Origin of the sequence: Flavobacterium sp. (assembly GCF_044368995.1) — a bacterium.
Lineage (GTDB): Bacteria > Bacteroidota > Bacteroidia > Flavobacteriales > Flavobacteriaceae > Flavobacterium.
This window is the reverse complement of sequence record NZ_JBIPMS010000003.1, coordinates 1-19884: the sequence shown is the minus strand read 5'-3', so window position 1 is coordinate 19884 and position 19884 is coordinate 1. Positions and strand designations below refer to the sequence as shown.

The window sequence follows — 19884 nt, the reverse complement described above, 5'->3', positions numbered from 1 at the left end:
TTTTATTTAAAATATTTATTTAAAAAAAGCGTTGCAATTGCAACGCTTTTTTTATTTTTACGGAACTTTAAATGTTTGATAAATATCTGTAAATGAAATATACCCGATTAACAAAAGAACAATTAGAAGAACTTCATCCTGAGTTTATTACTTTTTTAGCTACTCAAACAATTGATAAAAAAGAATGGGACGAATTAAAAACAAATACACCACAAATTGCTTTGCAAGAAATTGATGTATTTTCTGATTTAATTTGGGATAAAGCGATTACTAATGTTCGTTTTGTAGATCATTTTTCAAAAAATCACATTTTTCTGTTTAAATGTCACGATACTTTTTTAGAATCAATAATTGTAAATACTTCAGAAGTTTCTGTTGATTTCTTTACTACAGAAGGGTTAGAATGGTTGGGAAATAACCTTTTTTCTGATGTAGTCACTATTCGAACAGGAAAAAAAGAAGTACCCGAAAATCGAAATGAAGAAGTTTTTAAAATAATTGAAAACGGAGGAATTATTAGTAAAGGCGACTTATATATTAAACTAACGGCATTAATTAATGTATCATAATATGACTGTTTTAGAAACTATTCAATCTTTAAGAGCAGAATTAAATTTACACAATTACAACTATTATGTGTTGGATAATCCTACGGTTTCTGATTTTGATTTTGATGCAAAATTAAAACAATTACAAGATTTAGAATTAGCTAATCCATCTTTTTTTGATGAAAATTCACCCACACAACGTGTTGGTGGAGCTGTAACAAAGAATTTTAATACGATTGAACACGAATATAGAATGTATTCTCTAGATAATTCGTATTCCAAAGAAGATTTACTCGATTGGCAAACTAGATGTCAGAAAATTTTAGGTGACGTTGATTTAGAATTTACTTGCGAATTAAAATATGATGGTGCTTCGATAAGTATTACGTATGAAAATGGAAAATTGGTTCGTGCAGTAACACGAGGAGATGGTTTTAAAGGTGATGATGTAACTCAAAATATCAAAACAATAAAGTCCGTTCCGTTACATTTAAATGCTGGATTTCCAACTAAATTTGATATTCGAGGCGAAATCATTTTACCTTTCGCAGGGTTTGAAAAAATGAATCAAGAACTAATTGAAATTGGAGAAACTCCTTATTCTAATCCCAGAAATACTGCATCTGGAAGTTTAAAACTACAAGATAGTGCTGAAGTTGCAAAACGTCCATTAGAGTGCCTATTGTACGGAATGATTGGAAATAATTTAGCAATTAATACGCAATATGAAGGCTTAGAGTTGTCTAGAAAATTAGGTTTTAAAGTGCCAAATCAAAGCAAATTGGCAAAAAATATAGATGAAGTTTTTGATTTTATTGAATTTTGGGATAAAAACAGACACCATTTACCTTATGAAACAGACGGAGTAGTAGTAAAAATAAATAACATTCATTATCAAGAAGAATTAGGTTACACCGCCAAATCACCTCGTTGGGCAATGGCATATAAATTTAAAGCAGAACAAGTGAGTACGGTTTTGCAATCTATTTCTTATCAAGTAGGCCGAACGGGTGCCATAACACCTGTGGCAAATTTAGAGCCTGTTCAGCTAGCTGGAACTATTGTAAAACGAGCGTCTTTGCATAATGCAGATCAAATTTATAAGTTAGATATTCGTGTAAACGATGAAGTTTTTGTAGAAAAAGGCGGCGAAATTATTCCAAAAATCATTGGTGTTGCTAAAAGAGGCAATCAAGCACATCCAACAGTTTATATTTCAAATTGTCCAGAATGCGATACGAAGCTAATAAGAAGTGAAGGGGAAGCCAATCATTATTGCCCAAATTTTTATGGCTGTCCACCACAAATAATTGGTAGAATCCAGCATTTTAATACCAGAAAAGCCATGGATATTGAAGGTTTAGGTGGTGAAACGGTGGCTTTATTATATCATGCCGGATTGGTAAAAAATTATGCCGATTTGTATGATTTAAAAAAAGAGCAAGTTGTGATTTTAGAAAGAATGGCGGATAAATCTGCTGATAATTTAATTTTAGGTATTCAAAATTCTAAAGTCATTACATTTGAACGCGTTTTATACGCTTTAGGTATCAGATATGTAGGAGAAACCGTTGCGAAAAAATTAGCGAAACATTATAAAAACATTGACAACTTAGCAAAAGCAGATTTACTTGATTTGGTAACTGTGGATGAAATTGGGGAACGAATTGCACAAAGTGTAATGGATTTTTTCCAGAATTCAAAAAACATAGACATTATTAATAAACTAAAAGCAGTAGGAATTCAATTTGAATTGAATGAAATTTCTACTTCTGTTTCCAATATTTTAGAAGGGAAAATTTTTGTTGTTTCCGGCGTTTTTGAAGTTTTTTCTCGAGACGATTTGAAGAAAGCCATTGAAGATTATGGCGGAAAAGTTGGAAGTTCAATTTCAGTAAAAACCAATTATGTTATCGCCGGAGCTAATATGGGACCTGCTAAATTAGAAAAAGCCAACCAACTAAAAATTGAAATTATTGACGAATACCAATTTCAAAAAATGATAATGGGTTAAGAATTAAATTATCACAATATTTTTTTCTTTACTGATGTATTTTAATTCATCGCTTAAGTAAAAATCGATTCTACCTAAATTTATTCCATAGGCACCAACTTGGTTAATAACGACTTGTTTACCAACTTTATTAGTTTTTATAACGGGTTTATCTAAAAAAGTGTGTGTATGTCCACCGATAATTAAATCAATATCTTGTGTAGCAGCTGCTAATTTAAGATCTGAAGCTTTGTCTTTTTCATTTTTATAGTCAAAACCTAGATGCGACAAGCAAATTATTAAATCGCATTTTTCTGTCTCTTTAAGTGTTTTAGTAATATCTGTTGCCACTTCAATAGGGTTGTTGTATTTGGTTTCTTTATATAGTTTTTTATCTACTAAACCTTCTAATTGAATACCTAAACCAAAAACGCCAATTTTTATTCCTTCTTTTATGAATGTTTTGTATGGTTTCACAATTCCATTTAACTCGGTATTTTTAAAATCGTAATTGGCCGAAACAAATTCAAAATTAGCATGTGGTAATTGTGCATAAAAACCATCAATTCCGTTGTCAAAATCATGATTTCCTAATGTGGCTAAATCATACTTCATCATGCTCATTAGTTTAAATTCTAATTCGCCTCCATAATAATTAAAATAGGGCGTTCCTTGAAAAACATCTCCAGCATCTAATAGCAGTACGTTTTCTTCTTCTTTCCTAATTTGTTCAATGATATTCGCACGTCTGGCTACACCTCCCATCGATGGATTTCTAGGATGATTCTCTGGGAACGGATCAATATGGCTGTGCACATCATTGGTATGCAATATGGTTATTTTTTTCTCTTTTACAGTAGAAAAACTCGACAATGAAAGTCCACTAAGTGAGATTAATGCTGAAGTTGCAGCTGTATTTTTGATAAAATTCCTTCTTCTCATGTTGCTATTCTTTTATGATTCTATCTACGGTTGAAGCTTCAATAATTTTGTATTTGTAAAAATAATCAATCAAAACATTTCTTATTTTATAATTTAAATCAAATGTTCCTTCGTTTTTGAGAAAAAAAGTCATGTTATCTCCTCCATTTGCTAAATAATCATTGGTGGCAACATAGTAAATTTGGTTACGTTCGATCTCTTTATCTTTAAAAATTACTTTAGTAATGGTGTTTTCTTTATTTAAAAATATTTTAAGTCCGTTTAATGGATGTGGCTTTTTATCTTTGATGAAATGATTTGCCATTGCCATAATTTCGTTTCCTTTTAGCGCTACTACAATTAAGCTATTCTCAAAAGGCATTACCTCAAAAGCATTTCTTTTGCTGATATTTCCTTTCGGAATAATCGACCGGATGCCTCCACTATTTAAAAGAACAATGTCAATTTGCTTGTTTTGTTGTTTAAAAAAAATTGGAGTGGCTAATTCCATACACGCATCCGCCATAAAATTTCCAATATTGCTCTGCCATTCGCCTTGGCTTTTGTCTAAAGTTTCATTGGTAAAAGAAATTACACTATCTAAATCTTTAGTAATATGCGCTCTGTAAGGTAAAATATAGGCTTCTATTGTCTCGTTAGAAGAATATTTTTTAGATATCTCAATTTTTTTCCCTTCAATTAAATAATTGTTGTAAGGTTTCGTTTTGCAAGAGACAACAATAAATAATGTTAAAGTTGTAACAAAAATTGTGTAAAGATGTTTAGTATTTTTACTTTTGAATGACATATATTAGAATAGATTACTTTAATATTGTAAAAGATGTAAAGTTACAATGATTTATAAAATAGTAAAGGATTTTTTTCTTAAAAGAAAGGTAAATAGTAAATTAAGAAACTATCAACTACAAATGTCTTCAAATAAGATAGTTAGAGTTGGCGTTTTGATTGACACTAATTATTTTACAAATCAAGAAGATTTGATTAATGAAATTGTAAAATATGGAATTTTAATAGAAAACATCGAAATTTTATCATTTGTAAATAAAAACAAGAAAACAATTCTTGAAAAATTTAATTTTTTTTTCAGAAAAGATATTTCGTTTGGAGGTTTGTTTAAGAGCGAAAGAGTTACTAATTTTACCGAACAATCTTTTGATATGTTAATCAGCTATTACGATATTCAAAAACCAACTTTGCTTTTGGTAACAAGAAGTTCGAAAGCAAAATTTAAGGTTGGTTTTCAATCCATTGACAAACGAGTAAATCATTTAGCAATAAATAGTGTAGCTGAAAATTATTCGGAATTTATCTCGGAATTATTCAAATATTTAAAAATACTTAAAAAAATATAATATGCAATCATTAATAGGAACTGGTGTGGCTTTGGTAACGCCTTTTAAAAAAGATTTTTCTGTTGATACAGAAGCGTTAAAAAGAATTACAAATTTTGTAATTGAAGGCGGAGTTGAATATTTGGTAATTTTAGGAACTACAGCAGAAAGCGCTACTTTAGAGGCATCCGAAAAAGAAACAGTTATAAAAACAATATTAGCAGCAAATAATGGCAGAGTGCCAATGGTTTTAGGAGTTGGAGGAAACAATACTGCAAAAGTAGTAGAAGAACTTAAAACAAGAGATTTGTCACCATTTGCAGCTGTTTTGTCAGTTTCGCCATACTACAATAAACCTACACAAGAAGGTATTTATCAACATTTTAAAGCTGTTTCTGAAGCGTCACCAATAGCAATTATTGTATACAATGTGCCAGGAAGAACGTCGAGCAATATGTTGCCTTCTACTGTTATTCGATTAGCTAACGATTTTAAAAACATTATTGGAATCAAAGAAGCTGCTGGCGATATTGTACAAGCGATGAAGTTAATTCAAACAAAACCAGAAGGGTTTTTAGTAATTTCTGGTGACGACATGATCACTTTACCTATGGTTTTAGCTGGCGGATCTGGCGTAATTTCTGTAATTGGAGAAGGTTTTCCAAAAGAATTCTCAGAAATGGTTCGGTTAGGATTAAACAAAAAAGTAGATGAAGCTTATAAATTACATTATAAATTAGCTGATTCTATTGATATGATTTTCGAACAAGGTAATCCCGCAGGAATCAAAGAAGTCTTTAAACACCTAGGTTTGTCTGAAAATACCGTCCGTTTACCATTGGTAAATGTAGATGAAAATTTGTCTGGAAGATTGGCAAATTTCATTAAAAATTTAGAATAAAAATCTTTTTTGTAAAACTTAAAAATATAGCTACCTTTGCAGTTGGTTTTTTAAACTACGCAAAAGGCATAATGCAACATCAAATATGAACAAATTTATATACATTCTTATAGTTATACTTTCAATTTCATCTTGTAGTCCTTATCAAAGAGCTATGAAATCGGATGATATAGAAGTTAAAACAAAAGTGTTTACAGAACAAATTGAAAAGAAAAAGTACGCTAAAGCAATAAGATTGTTTGAACAATTTGCTTCTTCATTAAGAGCAAAACCTCAGGGAGAAGCAGCTTTTTATAGTTACGCCCAGGCATTATACAACACTAAACAATATATTTCTGCTGCATACGAGTTTGAAAGATTTTCAAGTAGTTATCCAAAAAGTGCTTTTGCAGAAGAAGCTGCTTTTTTAGGAGCAGAATGTTACAGTAAAGTATCTCCTATTTATAGTTTAGATCAAGTAGACACAGATAAAGCACTAAATAAAATTCAAGTTTTTGTAAATAAATATCCTAATTCTACTTTTTTACCAAAAGCAAATGAAATTGTAAAACAATTGTCTGAAAAATTAGAGCTTAAAGCATTTGAAATAGCAAAACAATACAATACAATTGGTGAATTTACAAGAGATTATAATGCAGCAATAGTAGCGCTTGATAATTTTGTTTTTAATTTTCCAGGTTCAAAATATAAAGAAGATGCTTTATTTTATAAATATGATGCTATGTATAAATTAGCAACAAATAGTATTCCTTCAAAAAAACAAGAAAGATTAAATTCAGCTAAATCGTATTATCAAAATTTAGTTAAATTTAAAGCAGATACCAAGTATATAGAAAAATCAAACAAAATGCTTGAAATGGTAGAAAAAGAATTGAAACAATATACAAATTAATCATTATTATGGATTTAAAGAAAACAAATGCGCCAGTAAACACAGTAACTTATAACAAAAGTGTCATTGAAGAACCAACTGGAAATGTGTATGAAGCAATTACTATAATAGCTAGAAGAGCCAATCAAATTAATTCTGAAATTAAAAAAGAATTATTAGATAAGTTAGACGAATTTGCTACTTATAATGATAGTTTAGAAGAAGTTTTCGAGAATAAAGAACAAATTGAAGTTTCTAAGTATTACGAAAAATTGCCTAAACCACATGCTTTAGCTGTTCAAGAATGGCTAGAAGATAAAATTTATTATAGAGATACTAAATAATTTAAACTTTAATTAATGTCTGTTTTAAAAGGTAAAAATGTTTTGCTAGGTATTTCTGGCGGAATTGCAGCTTATAAAACAGCCTCATTAGTTAGACTACTTATAAAAGCAGGTGCACATGTACAAGTTGTCATGACACCTGCTTCTGTTGATTTTGTTACACCCTTAACTTTATCAACGCTATCAAAAAATCCCGTATTTTCTACTTTTTACAATAAAGAAGATGAAAATGCTACTTGGAATAATCACGTAGAATTAGCACTTTGGGCTGATTTTGTGCTTATTGCTCCAGCTACAGCGAATACACTTTCTAAAATGGCTTCAGGCACTTGCGACAACTTACTTTTGGCTACTTATTTATCTGCTAAATGCCCAGTATACTTTGCTCCAGCAATGGATTTAGATATGTATATTCATCCTACAACAAAAATGAATTTTGAAACATTAAAAAGTTTTGGAAACACAATAATTCCAGCTGAAAGCGGCGAATTAGCTAGTGGATTAAGTGGTGAAGGTAGAATGGCTGAACCCGAAAACATACTTCAATTTATTGAAAAAGATATTGAAAGCAAATTACCACTAAAAGGTAAAAAAATATTAGTAACCGCAGGTCCTACATACGAAGCTATAGATCCAGTTCGATTTATAGGCAATCATTCTACTGGAAAAATGGGTTACGAAATTGCTCAAGTAGCCGCCAATTTAGGCGCAGAAGTTATTTTGGTTTCTGGACCTACGCACTTGCTATTACAACACAGTTTGGTAACTATTATAAGAGTTACTACTGCCGATGACATGTTTGCTACTTGTCATCACTATTTTGAAAATACCGATGTATTTATTGCCGCCGCCGCCGTTGCAGATTATAAACCAAAAAATGTAGCACAACAGAAAATAAAAAAAGAGGAAACTAAGTTAACTATAGAATTAGAAAAGAATCAAGATATTTTATTATCTTTAAGTCAAATTAAAAAGAACCAATTTTTAATTGGATTTGCTTTAGAAACAGAAAATGAGATTGAAAATGCTAAAAGTAAAATTAAAAAAAAGAATTTAGATGTTATCGTCTTAAATTCTCTGAACGATGAAGGAGCTGGTTTTGGAAAACCAACTAATAAAGTTACATTTATTGATAAAGAATTTAATATATTTGATATTCCATTAAAATCAAAAGAATTAGTTGCCGAAGATATTGTTAACCTAATTGTAAAAAAATATGCGAATTAAATTTTTAATACTACTTTTTTTAGGTGCTTTTTGTGCAAATTCACAAGAATTAAAAGCCATTGTATCTATAAATACAGATCAGGTAACGAATGTAAATACTCAAATTTTTAAGAACTTAGAAAAACAGGTTTTCGATTTTTTAAATAACACTAAATTCTCTGAAAAAGTTGTTAAACAAAATGAAAAAATAAATTGTGCTTTTTTCTTCATTGTCAATAAATTTGAAAGCAATAATTTTGAAGTGACTTTGCAAGTTAATTCCTCACGTCCAGTTTATAATAGCACATTTACATCGCCAATTTTAAATATTAATGATAAAGATGTAAGTTTTAAATACATTGAATTTGAAAATTTAATATATGATCAAAATGCATTTACTTCAAATTTAGTTTCGGTTTTGTCGTTTTATGCCAATATTATTATCGCTTCAGACGCAGATACTTTTTCTGATAAAGGCGGAACAGATTCTTTAGAAACTGCATTAAATATTACTAATGTGGCACAATCAAGTGGATTTTCAGGTTGGGTACAAACGGGTAAAAAAATGACAAGATTTAATTTGATTTCAGATTTAATGTCAAATACATTTGATGCCTATAGAGAAGCGTTTTATCAATATCACATCAATGGATTGGATAAAATGGCAGACGATTTAAAACAAGGAAAGTTAGAGATTGCCAATGCATTAGAGACATTAAATAAGCTACATAAAGTGAGGCCTAATTCACTTTTAGCAAGAACTTTTTTTGATACTAAAACAGATGAAATTGTAGCTATCTTTAACGGCGGACCAGTTATAGATACTGTTAAAATTAGAGAAAATTTAGCTACTATTTCTCCGTTAAATTCTTCTAAATGGAATAAAATAAGGTAATATGCTTTTATCTTTATCTGTACAAAATTATGCTTTAATTGAGCAACTTAATATTGCTTTTTCTAATCAGTTTGCTACTATAACAGGAGAAACAGGTGCTGGAAAATCTATACTATTAGGAGCATTGGGCTTAATTATGGGCAATCGTGCTGATTTATCCTCACTTAAAGATAATGAAAAAAAATGTATAGTTGAAGCCAGTTTCGAAATCTCAAAATACAATTTGAAACCTCTTTTTGAAGCAAACGATTTAGATTACGAAAACAGAACAATAATTAGGCGTGAAATTCTACCTTCTGGAAAATCTCGTGCTTTTATAAATGATACTCCAGTTAATTTATCGGAATTACAACTTTTAGCAGAAAATCTGATTGACATTCATTCGCAGCACCAAACACGTGAATTAGAAGAACAGAATTACCAGATTTCTATTTTAGATGCGATGGGTTCTAATGCTGATAATTTGAAAGAATATGTAATTTTATTATCCGATTTTAAACTAAAATCTAAAGAATTAGAACAAGTTATTGCAGATAAAAAGGTGCTTTTCTCCGCACAAGAATATAATTTACACTTATTAAATGAATTAGAGCAAGTTGGTTTGCTGGTGGAGGAGCAAACAGAATTAGAGGGCGAATTAATGAGTTTAAATAATTCTGAATTAATTACAGAATCGCTAAGTAAATTAGTTTCTAGTGCCAATGAAGACCAATTTGGATTTATTACTTCCATTAAAGAATGTAAAAATGCGTTGCAAAAAATTGCTGGTTTTTCTACTAAGTATTCAGAAGTTTTCGAAAGATTACAATCTGCTTTAATTGAATTAGAAGATATTACTGATACTACATTTCATTTAGCCGAAAAAAACACCTATAATCCAGAACGATTAGAATTTATATCGAACAGGTTACAAACTATATACGATTTACAAAAGAAACATCAGGTAACTTCTATTCATGATTTACTGGAAATTCAAAATCAACTAGCAAAAAAAGTACTTTTAGTAGATAATTTAGAAGAAAAAATAATTCATTTAAAGGAGTATTTAAGTCAAAAAACAATTGAGCTGACTACCATTTCTAATAAAATTTCGCAAAATAGGAGTGAAGCTATTCCTGTTTTTGTTTCTAAAATTTCTTCTATTTTGTTTGAATTAGGCATGCCAGATTCGCAATTTAAAATGGAATTAAATTCTTCAAATTCATTTCTTTCTAATGGAACAGATGAATTAGAACTTTTATTTTCAGCTAATAAAGGAACCAGCTTAGGTTCGTTTAAAAAAGTAGCATCAGGAGGAGAAATGTCCAGAATTATGTTAGCTATCAAAGCTGTTTTAGCAGATTTTTCTGAATTACCTACTATTTTATTTGATGAAATTGATACTGGAGTTTCAGGAGAAATTGCATTAAAAATGGGTGAAATCATGAAAAAAATGAGTAAAAACCGTCAAGTTTTTGCGATTACTCATTTGCCTCAAATTGCTTCAAAAGGCGATGCCCAGTATAAGGTTTCAAAAGTGACTATTGCTGACAATACCATTTCAAAAATTGTAAAATTAAATTCAGAAGAACGAATAATAGAAATTGCAGAAATGTTGTCAGGGAAACAAATTACCGAGTCGGCAGTATCTCACGCTAAAACATTATTAAATTAAAATGTATACTTTTGTATCAAGTTTATAAATGCAACAACAATAAAATATAAAATTATGATTATCGAACCAAGAATGCGAGGATTTATATGTTTAACAGCTCACCCAGATGGTTGTGCAAAAAATGTAAAAAATCAAATTGAATATGTAAAATCAAAAGGAAAAATTGAGGGTGCAAAAAAAGTTTTAGTAATTGGTGCTTCTACTGGTTTTGGTTTAGCGTCAAGAATTACAAGTGCATTCGGTTGCAATGCAGCAACTATTGGTGTGTTTTTTGAAAAAGAACCAAGCGAAGGAAAAACAGCTACTCCAGGATATTATAATTCTGCAGCTTTTGAGAAGGAAGCAGAAAAAGCAGGACTATACGCAAAAAGTGTAAATGGAGATGCTTTTTCAAATGAAATCAAGCAACAAACCATTGATATTATTAAAAAAGATTTAGGTCAAGTAGATTTGGTTATTTATAGTTTGGCTTCACCAGTTCGTATGCATCCTGTTTCAGGAGTTTTACACCGTTCAACATTGAAGCCAATTGGAGGAAAATTTTCAAACAAAACCGTTGATTTTCATACTGGAAATGTTTCGGAAGTTTCTATCGAACCTGCAAATCAAGACGATATTGACAATACAGTAGTGGTTATGGGCGGTGAAGATTGGTCAATGTGGATGAATGTCTTAAACGATGCAGGCGTTTTAGCAAATGACGCAATGACATTAGCGTATTCTTATATCGGACCAGAAGTTACCGAAGCAGTTTATAGAAAAGGAACAATCGGACGTGCAAAAGATCATTTAGAAGCTACTGCTTTTGAAATTACAAAACATTTAGAAAGCGTAAACTGTAAAGCTTATGTTTCTGTAAATAAAGCATTGGTAACGCAAGCTAGTTCGGCTATTCCAGTAATCCCATTATATATTTCATTATTGTATAAAACCATGAAAGCAGCAGGTATTCATGAAGGATGTATCGAACAAATGCAGCGTTTATATGCAGATCGATTATATAGTGGTAACGCCATTCCAACAGATGAAAAAGGAAGAATTAGAATTGATGATTGGGAAATGCGAGAGGATGTTCAAGAACAAGTAGCTATCTTATGGAAAGTAGCAACTACTGAAAATTTATCAGAAATTGGTGATTTAGCAGGATATAAAAAAGATTTTGATAGTCTATTCGGATTTGGTTTTGAAGGCGTAAATTACCAAGAAGATACCTCAGAAATGGTTTTTGTACCTAGTATCAAATAACAAAACATCAAATTAATGTTAAAAAATCTCGATTCTTCGGGATTTTTTTGTTTTTTATCGGTTTTTTAAATCGTTTCATCGAATAATTTATGTTTTGTTTAACAATATGTTTTTTTTTTTGTTTATTTACGAATCTAACATAAATTTATATAAAATGAAAAAAATTACTTTCTGGTTATTTGCCCTTTTTACCTGTTGGCATATAACTGCTCAAACAACCGTCACGATTGGTGCAGGGACTACTGCTTCTGGTGCATTTGATAATGGTAATCCCATTTATCGTTCAAGTGCTTCTAGTAGCTTTAATTTTTCACAGAGTATTCAGTTACTTACTGCAGCTGATTTAGCTGCGGCAGGTGTAACTTCAGGTTCTACCATTACTAAAATTGCATTTTATAAAAATAATAGTAATAATTTGTCGACAGGAAGAACCGCTACTATGAATATTTTTTTAAAGAATTCAGTTGCTACTGCGCTTTCAACTTCAAGTAATTTTAATACTTGGACTACAGGTTCTACAAATTGCTATTCAAACGCCGCTATTGGTGCTGCTGATTTTCCAGCTGCAGCCGGTTGGGTTGAATTTACTTTTTCTACACCATTTAATTATAATGGTGGATCCATAGAAACAGCTATAAATTGGTCAATTAATTCGGGTTCGGGTAGTCCAACTACTGGTCCTTTCGTTTGGTTGTATACAACATCTACAGCAATTCAGGCAGTTGGAACTTCAGATTCTGCTTCAATTACTGGTAATTTGGCTTCTAGTCAAACAAGAATTTATAATACACAGTTGACTTATACTAATACTCCATGTTCTGGAACTCCTGCTCCAGGTAATGTTATTTTTCCTTCGACTATTTGCAACGGAAGTAGTGCTACTCTAAGTTTGCAAAATGCTACTTCTGGTTCAGGTGTAACTTATCAATGGTATATGAATTCGGTTGCGATTTCAGGAGCAAATTCTGCTACATATGTTATTCCGTCAGTTACTTCAACTGCTAATTATTATTGTGAAGTTACTTGTTCAACTAATATGGCTGCATCTTCTACAGTTGCTGTAGGTCCAACAGCCTTTACTGCTCCATTATCAGAGCCATTTACAACATTTTTGCCAAATTGTTGGACAAATATGTCTGGAGGAGATTTAACTACAGGTCCTACACTAACAACTGGATCTTTATGGGTTGCAGATGGATTGGCCAATAATGGTACTTCAGGAGCAATTAGAAATAATATTGATTATCTAGGTTCTAATGATTGGGTAATTTCTCCAGCAATTTCAATTCCAGCAACTGGTTATGAATTAAAATTTGATGCAGCAGCGGTTCAGTATGCAGCAACTACTGCGCCAACAACACCATGGGAAGCAGATGATTTTATAGAAGTACTAGTAAGTTCAACAGGTACAACAGCCTGGACTCCGCTTTTCACGTATAATGATTCAAATCAGCCAGGGATTGTAGCTACTCCAAATATTATAGATTTAGATGCTTATGCAGGACAAAATGTTCGATTTGCATTTAGAGCTGTTGAAGGAGCTACCGATGGATTTGCTGATATTGATTTTTCAATTGATAATTTTCAAATTAGATTAACACCTTCTTGTGTTGAACCCCTAGGTTTAGTTTCGGCTTCTGTTACTTGGAATGGTGCTTCAGTTTCTTGGGATGCAACTTCTCCTGTACCTTCAGTTGGCTATGAGTATTTTGTTTCTACAACAAATTCAACACCTACAGCAGCAGGTACTGCAACAACTAATCCGTATGCAGTTTTAACAGGTTTATTATCAAATACACCTTATTATATTTTTGTAAGATCAGTTTGTGGATCAAGTGATTTCAGTCCTTGGAGTGCTTCAATTAGTTTTACTACAGCTTGTGCGCCTATAACCACTTTTCCTAGTATCGAACCATTTGATACTTTTTTACCAAATGTATGTTGGTCTAAAGGAAAAGGTGGTGATTTAACTGCAGGACCAACCACGTTTGGTTCAAATGATTTCTATGAAGATGGATTTGCAAATGTAGGTTTCACAGGATCTTTTGCTTATAATATATATTACTCATCCTGGTCACCATCAAATGCAAATGACTGGATAATTTCTCCTCTATTCACCATACCAGCAACTGGATATGAATTAAAATTTGATGCCGCGGCTGCAAATTATGACGTTACAACCGCAGTTACAGACTGGGAATCAGATGATTCAGTAGAAGTATTAGTAAGTTCAACAGGCACTACAGCCTGGACTCCGCTTTTCACATATAATGATACTAATGTTCCGTCTAATACTGGTTCCGTAAACATTATCGATTTAGATGCTTACTCTGGTCAAACGGTTAGATTTGCATATAGAGTAGTAGAAGGAACGACTAATGGAACTTCTGATTTTGAATTTTTTATAGATAATTTCCAAATTCGATTAACGCCGTCTTGTATTGAACCCTTAGGTTTAGTATCATCTTCAGTTACTTCAACAGGAGCTTCAATTTCTTGGGATGCAACTTCTCCTTTACCTTCAGTTGGCTATGAGTATTTTGTTTCTACAACAAATACAACTCCAACAGCAGCAGGAACTGCAACAACAAATACGTATGCAGTTTTAACGGGTTTATTGCCAAATACACCTTATTATATTTTTGTAAGAGCAGCTTGTGGATCAAGTGATTTAAGTCCTTGGTCTACCTCTATTAGTTTTACAACATCTTGTACTTCAGTTACAAGCTTTGTTCAGAATTTTGATGCAGTTACCACTCCAGATTTTCCTAATTGTTGGGGTCAGGTAGGTACAACTGGTTATGCATACACAGAAACAAGTAACCCTAGTTCTTCGCCAAATACATTATATATGGTTTCATACAGTACAACAAGTATGGCAGTAGTTAAAATGCAACCTGTATCTAATTTAGGTGATGGAACGCATAGATTGAAATTAAAAATAAGAGCTAGCTCTAGCTGGTCAATTGGCGGGATTGTAGAATTCGGTTACTTAACCAATCCAATGGATGCAACTACATTTGTAGCATTTACTACAATGACAGCTGCTACATTAACCTATGAAAATATGACATTTGCTCCTCCTGTTGGAACGTATTCGGATTATCCAGCATTCAGACACACAGGAGCACCATCAAGTGGTTTACTAATTGATGATGTGGTTTGGGAAGCTATACCAACTTGTCCAGATCAAACAGGTTTAATAGTTACAGGTGTTACTTTTACAGCTGCTAATACATTTTGGGATAATTTATCTTCTAATGGTGCAACAGGTTATGAATATGCCATAACAACTTCTGCAACGCCACCAACTTCAGGTACGGCTACCACAGCTACCTTTTATGTTGCAACTGGCTTAACACCACAAACTCTTCATTATTTGCATGTTAGAGCAGCTTGTGCAGCAGGAGCATTTGGTACCTGGAGTACATTATCATTTTTTACTGGATATTGTATGCCGTCAAGTACTGCTAATACTACTTATGTTGACAATTTCTCTACTACTGGAGGTACTCAAAATATTTCAAATTTAGCTACAGGTTTCACAACTGGTGGTTATTTAAATGCAAGTACTCAATTTGTAGAAGGCTTTGCTACTAGCTCCTTTAACTTTAATGCTGCTATTGTGGGCGGAACTGCTGGTTTTGCAATTTGGATTGATTGGAACAATGATATGTTATTAGACGATGCCACAGAAAAAGTATATAATACAACTTCTTATAGTAATGGTCCATTTTCTGGTACAATTTCGATTCCTGCTGGAACAGCTTTAGGTAATTATAAAATGAGAATTACAACCGATTGGAATGCTTCAAATCCGGATGATCCATGCGCAGCAGTTTCACGAGGTGAGTTTGAAGATTATACAATTACGGTTATTGCACCTCCAGCATGTGCGCCACCTGCTCCTGTAGCTTCTGGTGTTGCAGATATGGTTGCAAATATCAACTGGCCTGCAGTTCCAAGTGCCGCTTTAGGATATGAGTATGTTTTAAATACTGTTCCAACAGACCCAACAGGATCTGGTACAGCAATTACCGGTATTACTTATGCGGCTTCGGCCTTAACTCCTTTAACAACTTATTATTTTCATGTTCGTTCTGTTTGTAGTATAGGAACATATAGTACTTGGAATACAGTTACTTTCACTACAGTGGCAACTCCACCAGTGAATGATGATTGTGCTACCGCAACAGTTTTAACTCCAGGTGGTACATTTGCTACAAATCCATTAGTTGGAACTAATATTGGATCAACAGCTTCCGCTGGTGCTCCTGCTCCAGGATGTGCTTCTTATTTAGGTGGTGACGTATGGTATTCTGTAATCGTACCAGCATCTGGTAATATTACATTCGATTCTGCATCTGTTTCAGGCTCACCTATTTCTGATTCAGGTATGGCTGTTTATTCAGGTCCATGTAGTACTTTGGTATTAGTTGAATGTGATGATGATGATTCATTAGATTCATTTTCAAAGATTTCATTAACAAATAGAACACCAGGTGAGGTATTATATGTTAGATTTTGGGAATATGAAAATAATGCTTTTGGAACATTTCAAGTTTCTGCATATGATGCATCATTAAGTGCTGTAAGTTTTGATACTTCAAACTTTGTAGCGTATCCAAATCCCGTAAAAGATGTATTGAATTTATCATACAAAACAGCTATTAGTAATGTAAAAGTAATTAACTTATTAGGTCAAGAAGTTGTAAATGCAAAAGCAAATACAAATGATGTACAAGTTGATATGTCTGCATTAAATGCAGGAGTTTACATTGTTAATGTAACTGTTGATGATACAGTACATTCAATAAAAGTGATTAAAGAATAATTATTTTAAATAATTTTTTACTTAAAAGTCCCGATTTATCGGGACTTTTTTGTTTTTATATATATCTTTGTTTTCATAAAATAAGACCATGCTATTTTCTTTAATTATACCTATTTTTAATAGACCTGATGAAATGGATGAGCTATTAGAAAGTTTATCGAAACAAACCTATACAGCTAATTATGAAATAGTAATTATTGAAGATGGCTCTTCAATTACTTGCGAGCATGTTATTCAAAAATATGTAGCTTTAAATATTAGCTATTATTTTAAATCTAATTCAGGTCCGGGAGATTCAAGAAATTTTGGTATGAAAGCAGCAAAAGGTGATTATTTTATTATTTTAGATTCAGATTGTATTATCCCATCTAACTACTTACAAACCGTTGATGAAGCTTTAAATACAGAATTTGTAGATTGTTTTGGTGGTCCAGATGCCGCATTGGATTCTTTTTCAAACATACAGAAGGCTATAAATTTCACTATGACTTCTTTTTTAACTACTGGAGGCATTAGAGGCGGAAGTGAAAAACTAGATAAATTTCAACCCAGAAGTTTTAACATGGGTTTGTCCAAAAAGGCATTTGAGGCTTCTAATGGATTTGGAAATATCCATCCAGGTGAAGACCCTGATTTGTCTATTCGACTATGGAAATTAGGCTATAAAACAAAATTAATTTCAAAAGCTTTTGTTTACCACAAACGCAGAATTGATTGGAATAAATTTTATACGCAAGTGAATAAATTCGGAATTGCAAGACCAATACTAAATTCTTGGTATCCAGAATATGCTAAAATTACATTTTGGTTTCCAACATTGTTTTTAGTAGGATTTTTGTTTTCTGCTTTAGTTGCCATTTTCAATTTTCCTTACTTTTTGTACGTATATGTTTTTTATTTTATGATGTTGTTTCGTGCTTCATTGAAACAAAATAAATCAATTGAAATAGCTTTCTATAGTTTGATAGCAACGATAATTCAGTTTTATGGTTATGGAAAAGGTTTTTTACTTTCATTTATTAAAATTCATATATTAAAGCAACAACCTGAAATGGCCTTTCCAAAACTATTTTTTAAAAGATAAAATGACTAAAATAATTGGACTTACAGGTGGAATAGGAACAGGGAAAACAACTGTGGCAAAGTACTTTGCTTCAAAGGGAGTTCCTGTTTATATTGCCGATGATGCTGCAAAAGAAATAATGAATACTAAAGAAGTTATACAACAGGTTCAAACACTTTTTTCAGAAAACGTAATTTCAGAAAACGGTCAATTAAACAGAAACTATATTCGAGAATTGGTGTTTAAGGATGAAGATAAATTAACTCAACTCAACTCAATTATTCATCCAAAAGTTAAAATCGACTTTCAAAATTGGCTTAAAGAATTTAAAGAAGCTCCTTTTGTAATTAAAGAAGTAGCCATTTTATTTGAAACGAATGGTCAAAATTATTGCGATGCCACCATTCTTGTTACAGCACCATTAGAAACCCGAATCCAACGCATTATAGAAAGGGACAAAACTTCCAAAGAAATCATTTTGAAGATTATTAATCACCAACTTCCTGAAGAAGAGAAAATTAGTCTAGCAACATACGTTATTGAAAATGAAAATTTAGAAAAAACGTATGAAATAATCGATAATTTAATAAAAAAATTAAATAATATTTAAATTTTAACATAATTGTTAATTATAGGTTAATTATTTCGCTTGTTGTTATTTCCACCTTAACTTTGTTGTAATGAATAAAACAAGATTTATTATACTGGTTTTTTTAATGAGTATTTCTTTGATAGGAATTATTTTAGTCCAATTGTACTGGATTAATAGTTCGTTTCAAAAAAATGACGATCAATTTAGACATCATGCTTTAGTGGTTTTAAATAATGTTTCTGAAAAGCTTAATAATAAAGAAATGGTTGATTTCTATACGTCTTATAAAAAATTTAAGGACAGTACAGGAAGAGAACCAATGCAAGAGCAATTAAAACAACTTTTTTATTATGAAAAAGATTCCAATACAAAAGAAGTTTTAATTTATTCAAATACCATTATACCTGAAGATTTTGGCATAGATGGTTCGTTCTTTGATAAAAATGCGGGAGCAATTAAAATTAGAGAATATCAAACAAAAAGAAAAACCCAAGTTTATAAAGATAATTCTTTAGAAGGTAGCGAAACTAATATGGGTACAAAACCTAATGTTACCATACAAAAAAATGGAAGATTAGAGATTTTAGATCGTGTTCAATTTGAACTTTTGTTTAGAGATATTGTATCTCAAAGACAAATTCATAAAAGAATTTCTTCAAAATTAGTAAATGATGTTTTGAATTTTGAATTATATAAATCAGAATTAAAAACACCTTATGAGTTTGCGGTATATAAAAATGGTTTAGCTACAAAAATAAAATCAGAAGAGTTTAGATATGATAAATGCACGACCTATAGTGTGCCTATTTTATTAGACGCTGACGGAAAAACAGAATATAAATTATTACTTAGATTTCCAAATAAAGCAAATTTTGTAATCTCATCTATGTTACCTATGACAATTTTAACCTTGCTGTTTGTGGTAATAATTTTAGTAACGTATACCAGTGCTTTAAAACAATTAATCATGCAAAAGCAGATATCTGAAATAAAAACAGATTTCATAAACAACATGACACATGAATTTAAAACACCAATTGCAACGATAAATTTAGCTTTAGACGCAATAAAAAATCCTAAAATTATTGATGATAAAGAAAAGGTGCATAAATACCTTCAAATGATTAAGGATGAAAATAAAAGAATGCATGCCCAAGTAGAAAATGTACTTAGAATTTCTAAATTAGAAAGAAACGAATTAAATATTGATAAAGAACCTCAAGAAATAACCAATTTTATTGAAGATGCAATTGATCATGTGAGTTTAATTTTAGAAGATAGAGAAGGAGAAGTGCATACTCATTTTAATGCTACTAGAAATACAGTTCTTTTAAATGATGTCCATTTTACAAACGTTTTGGTTAATATTTTGGATAATGCAATGAAATATGCATCGGAAAAACCAATTATTAAAGTCTATACAGAAAATATTAAAGATTATGTTGTTATTAAAATTGAAGATAAC

General features: G+C 31.4%; 16 protein-coding genes. 14 read left to right on the top strand and 2 right to left on the bottom strand.

The genetic code is table 11. The annotated features are described in order from the left end of the window. The first annotated feature begins 92 nt into the window (after nt 1–92). Both ACIQ2I_RS00530 and ligA read left to right on the top strand, forming a co-directional pair. Nucleotides 93–569 (top strand): DUF6495 family protein, encoded by a 477-nt coding sequence (locus ACIQ2I_RS00530; RefSeq protein ID WP_396180486.1) that lies wholly within the window; start codon nt 93–95, stop codon nt 567–569. Between the two features lies 1 nt (nt 570). After that, nucleotides 571–2562 carry an NAD-dependent DNA ligase LigA gene (gene ligA / locus ACIQ2I_RS00525; protein WP_396180485.1) on the top strand — a complete coding sequence of 664 codons (1992 nt, stop codon included), beginning with the start codon at nt 571–573 and terminating at the stop codon, nt 2560–2562. Between the two features lie 3 nt (nt 2563–2565). Here ligA and ACIQ2I_RS00520 read toward each other — a convergent pair whose 3' ends face one another. Both ACIQ2I_RS00520 and ACIQ2I_RS00515 read right to left on the bottom strand, forming a co-directional pair. Further along, entirely contained in the window at nt 2566–3483 is a 918-nt protein-coding gene (locus ACIQ2I_RS00520) for a bifunctional metallophosphatase/5'-nucleotidase (protein WP_396180484.1), read from the bottom strand. A gap of 4 nt (nt 3484–3487) precedes the next feature. Then, nucleotides 3488–4270 (bottom strand): 5'-nucleotidase C-terminal domain-containing protein, encoded by a 783-nt coding sequence (locus ACIQ2I_RS00515; RefSeq protein WP_396180483.1) that lies wholly within the window; start codon nt 4268–4270, stop codon nt 3488–3490. Nucleotides 4271–4316: 46 nt separating this feature from the next. Between ACIQ2I_RS00515 and ACIQ2I_RS00510 the strand changes: the two genes are divergently transcribed. The 12 genes from ACIQ2I_RS00510 to ACIQ2I_RS00455 form a co-directional block, all read left to right on the top strand. After that, nucleotides 4317–4835, top strand: a complete 519-nt coding sequence (locus ACIQ2I_RS00510) for a DUF6913 domain-containing protein (RefSeq protein ID WP_396180482.1) — start codon at nt 4317–4319, stop codon at nt 4833–4835. 1 nt (nt 4836) lies between these two features. After that, nucleotides 4837–5715 (top strand): 4-hydroxy-tetrahydrodipicolinate synthase, encoded by an 879-nt coding sequence (dapA, locus tag ACIQ2I_RS00505; protein WP_396180481.1) that lies wholly within the window; start codon nt 4837–4839, stop codon nt 5713–5715. An 85-nt stretch (nt 5716–5800) separates the two neighbouring features. Beyond that, nucleotides 5801–6607 (top strand): outer membrane protein assembly factor BamD, encoded by an 807-nt coding sequence (locus ACIQ2I_RS00500; RefSeq protein WP_396180480.1) that lies wholly within the window; start codon nt 5801–5803, stop codon nt 6605–6607. A gap of 8 nt (nt 6608–6615) precedes the next feature. After that, nucleotides 6616–6930, top strand: coding sequence for a DNA-directed RNA polymerase subunit omega (locus tag ACIQ2I_RS00495; protein WP_396180479.1), 315 nt, complete (start codon nt 6616–6618; stop codon nt 6928–6930). A gap of 15 nt (nt 6931–6945) precedes the next feature. Further along, nucleotides 6946–8157 carry a bifunctional phosphopantothenoylcysteine decarboxylase/phosphopantothenate--cysteine ligase CoaBC gene (gene coaBC, locus ACIQ2I_RS00490; RefSeq protein WP_396180478.1) on the top strand — a complete coding sequence of 404 codons (1212 nt, stop codon included), beginning with the start codon at nt 6946–6948 and terminating at the stop codon, nt 8155–8157. After that, on the top strand, nt 8147–9031 hold the full coding sequence (locus ACIQ2I_RS00485) for a DUF4835 family protein (protein WP_396180477.1): 885 nt from the start codon (nt 8147–8149) through the stop codon (nt 9029–9031). The genes coaBC and ACIQ2I_RS00485 overlap by 11 nt, the downstream gene beginning before the upstream one ends. A gap of 1 nt (nt 9032) precedes the next feature. Next, a complete protein-coding gene (locus ACIQ2I_RS00480) occupies nt 9033–10685 on the top strand; it encodes a DNA repair protein RecN (RefSeq protein WP_396180476.1) in 1653 nt (550 codons plus the stop codon). A 54-nt stretch (nt 10686–10739) separates the two neighbouring features. Beyond that, nucleotides 10740–11930, top strand: a complete 1191-nt coding sequence (gene fabV, locus ACIQ2I_RS00475; protein WP_396180475.1) for an enoyl-ACP reductase FabV — start codon at nt 10740–10742, stop codon at nt 11928–11930. Nucleotides 11931–12084: 154 nt separating this feature from the next. After that, nucleotides 12085–16764, top strand: coding sequence for a GEVED domain-containing protein (locus tag ACIQ2I_RS00470; protein ID WP_396180474.1), 4680 nt, complete (start codon nt 12085–12087; stop codon nt 16762–16764). 88 nt (nt 16765–16852) lie between these two features. After that, complete coding sequence (locus ACIQ2I_RS00465) at nt 16853–17848, top strand: glycosyltransferase (protein ID WP_396180473.1); 996 nt, start codon at nt 16853–16855, stop codon at nt 17846–17848. Nucleotide 17849: 1 nt separating this feature from the next. Continuing rightward, nucleotides 17850–18437, top strand: coding sequence for a dephospho-CoA kinase (gene coaE, locus ACIQ2I_RS00460; RefSeq protein ID WP_396180472.1), 588 nt, complete (start codon nt 17850–17852; stop codon nt 18435–18437). Between the two features lie 70 nt (nt 18438–18507). Further along, nucleotides 18508–19884: sensor histidine kinase (locus ACIQ2I_RS00455; protein ID WP_396180471.1), on the top strand; the 1377-nt coding region annotated here is incomplete at its 3' end.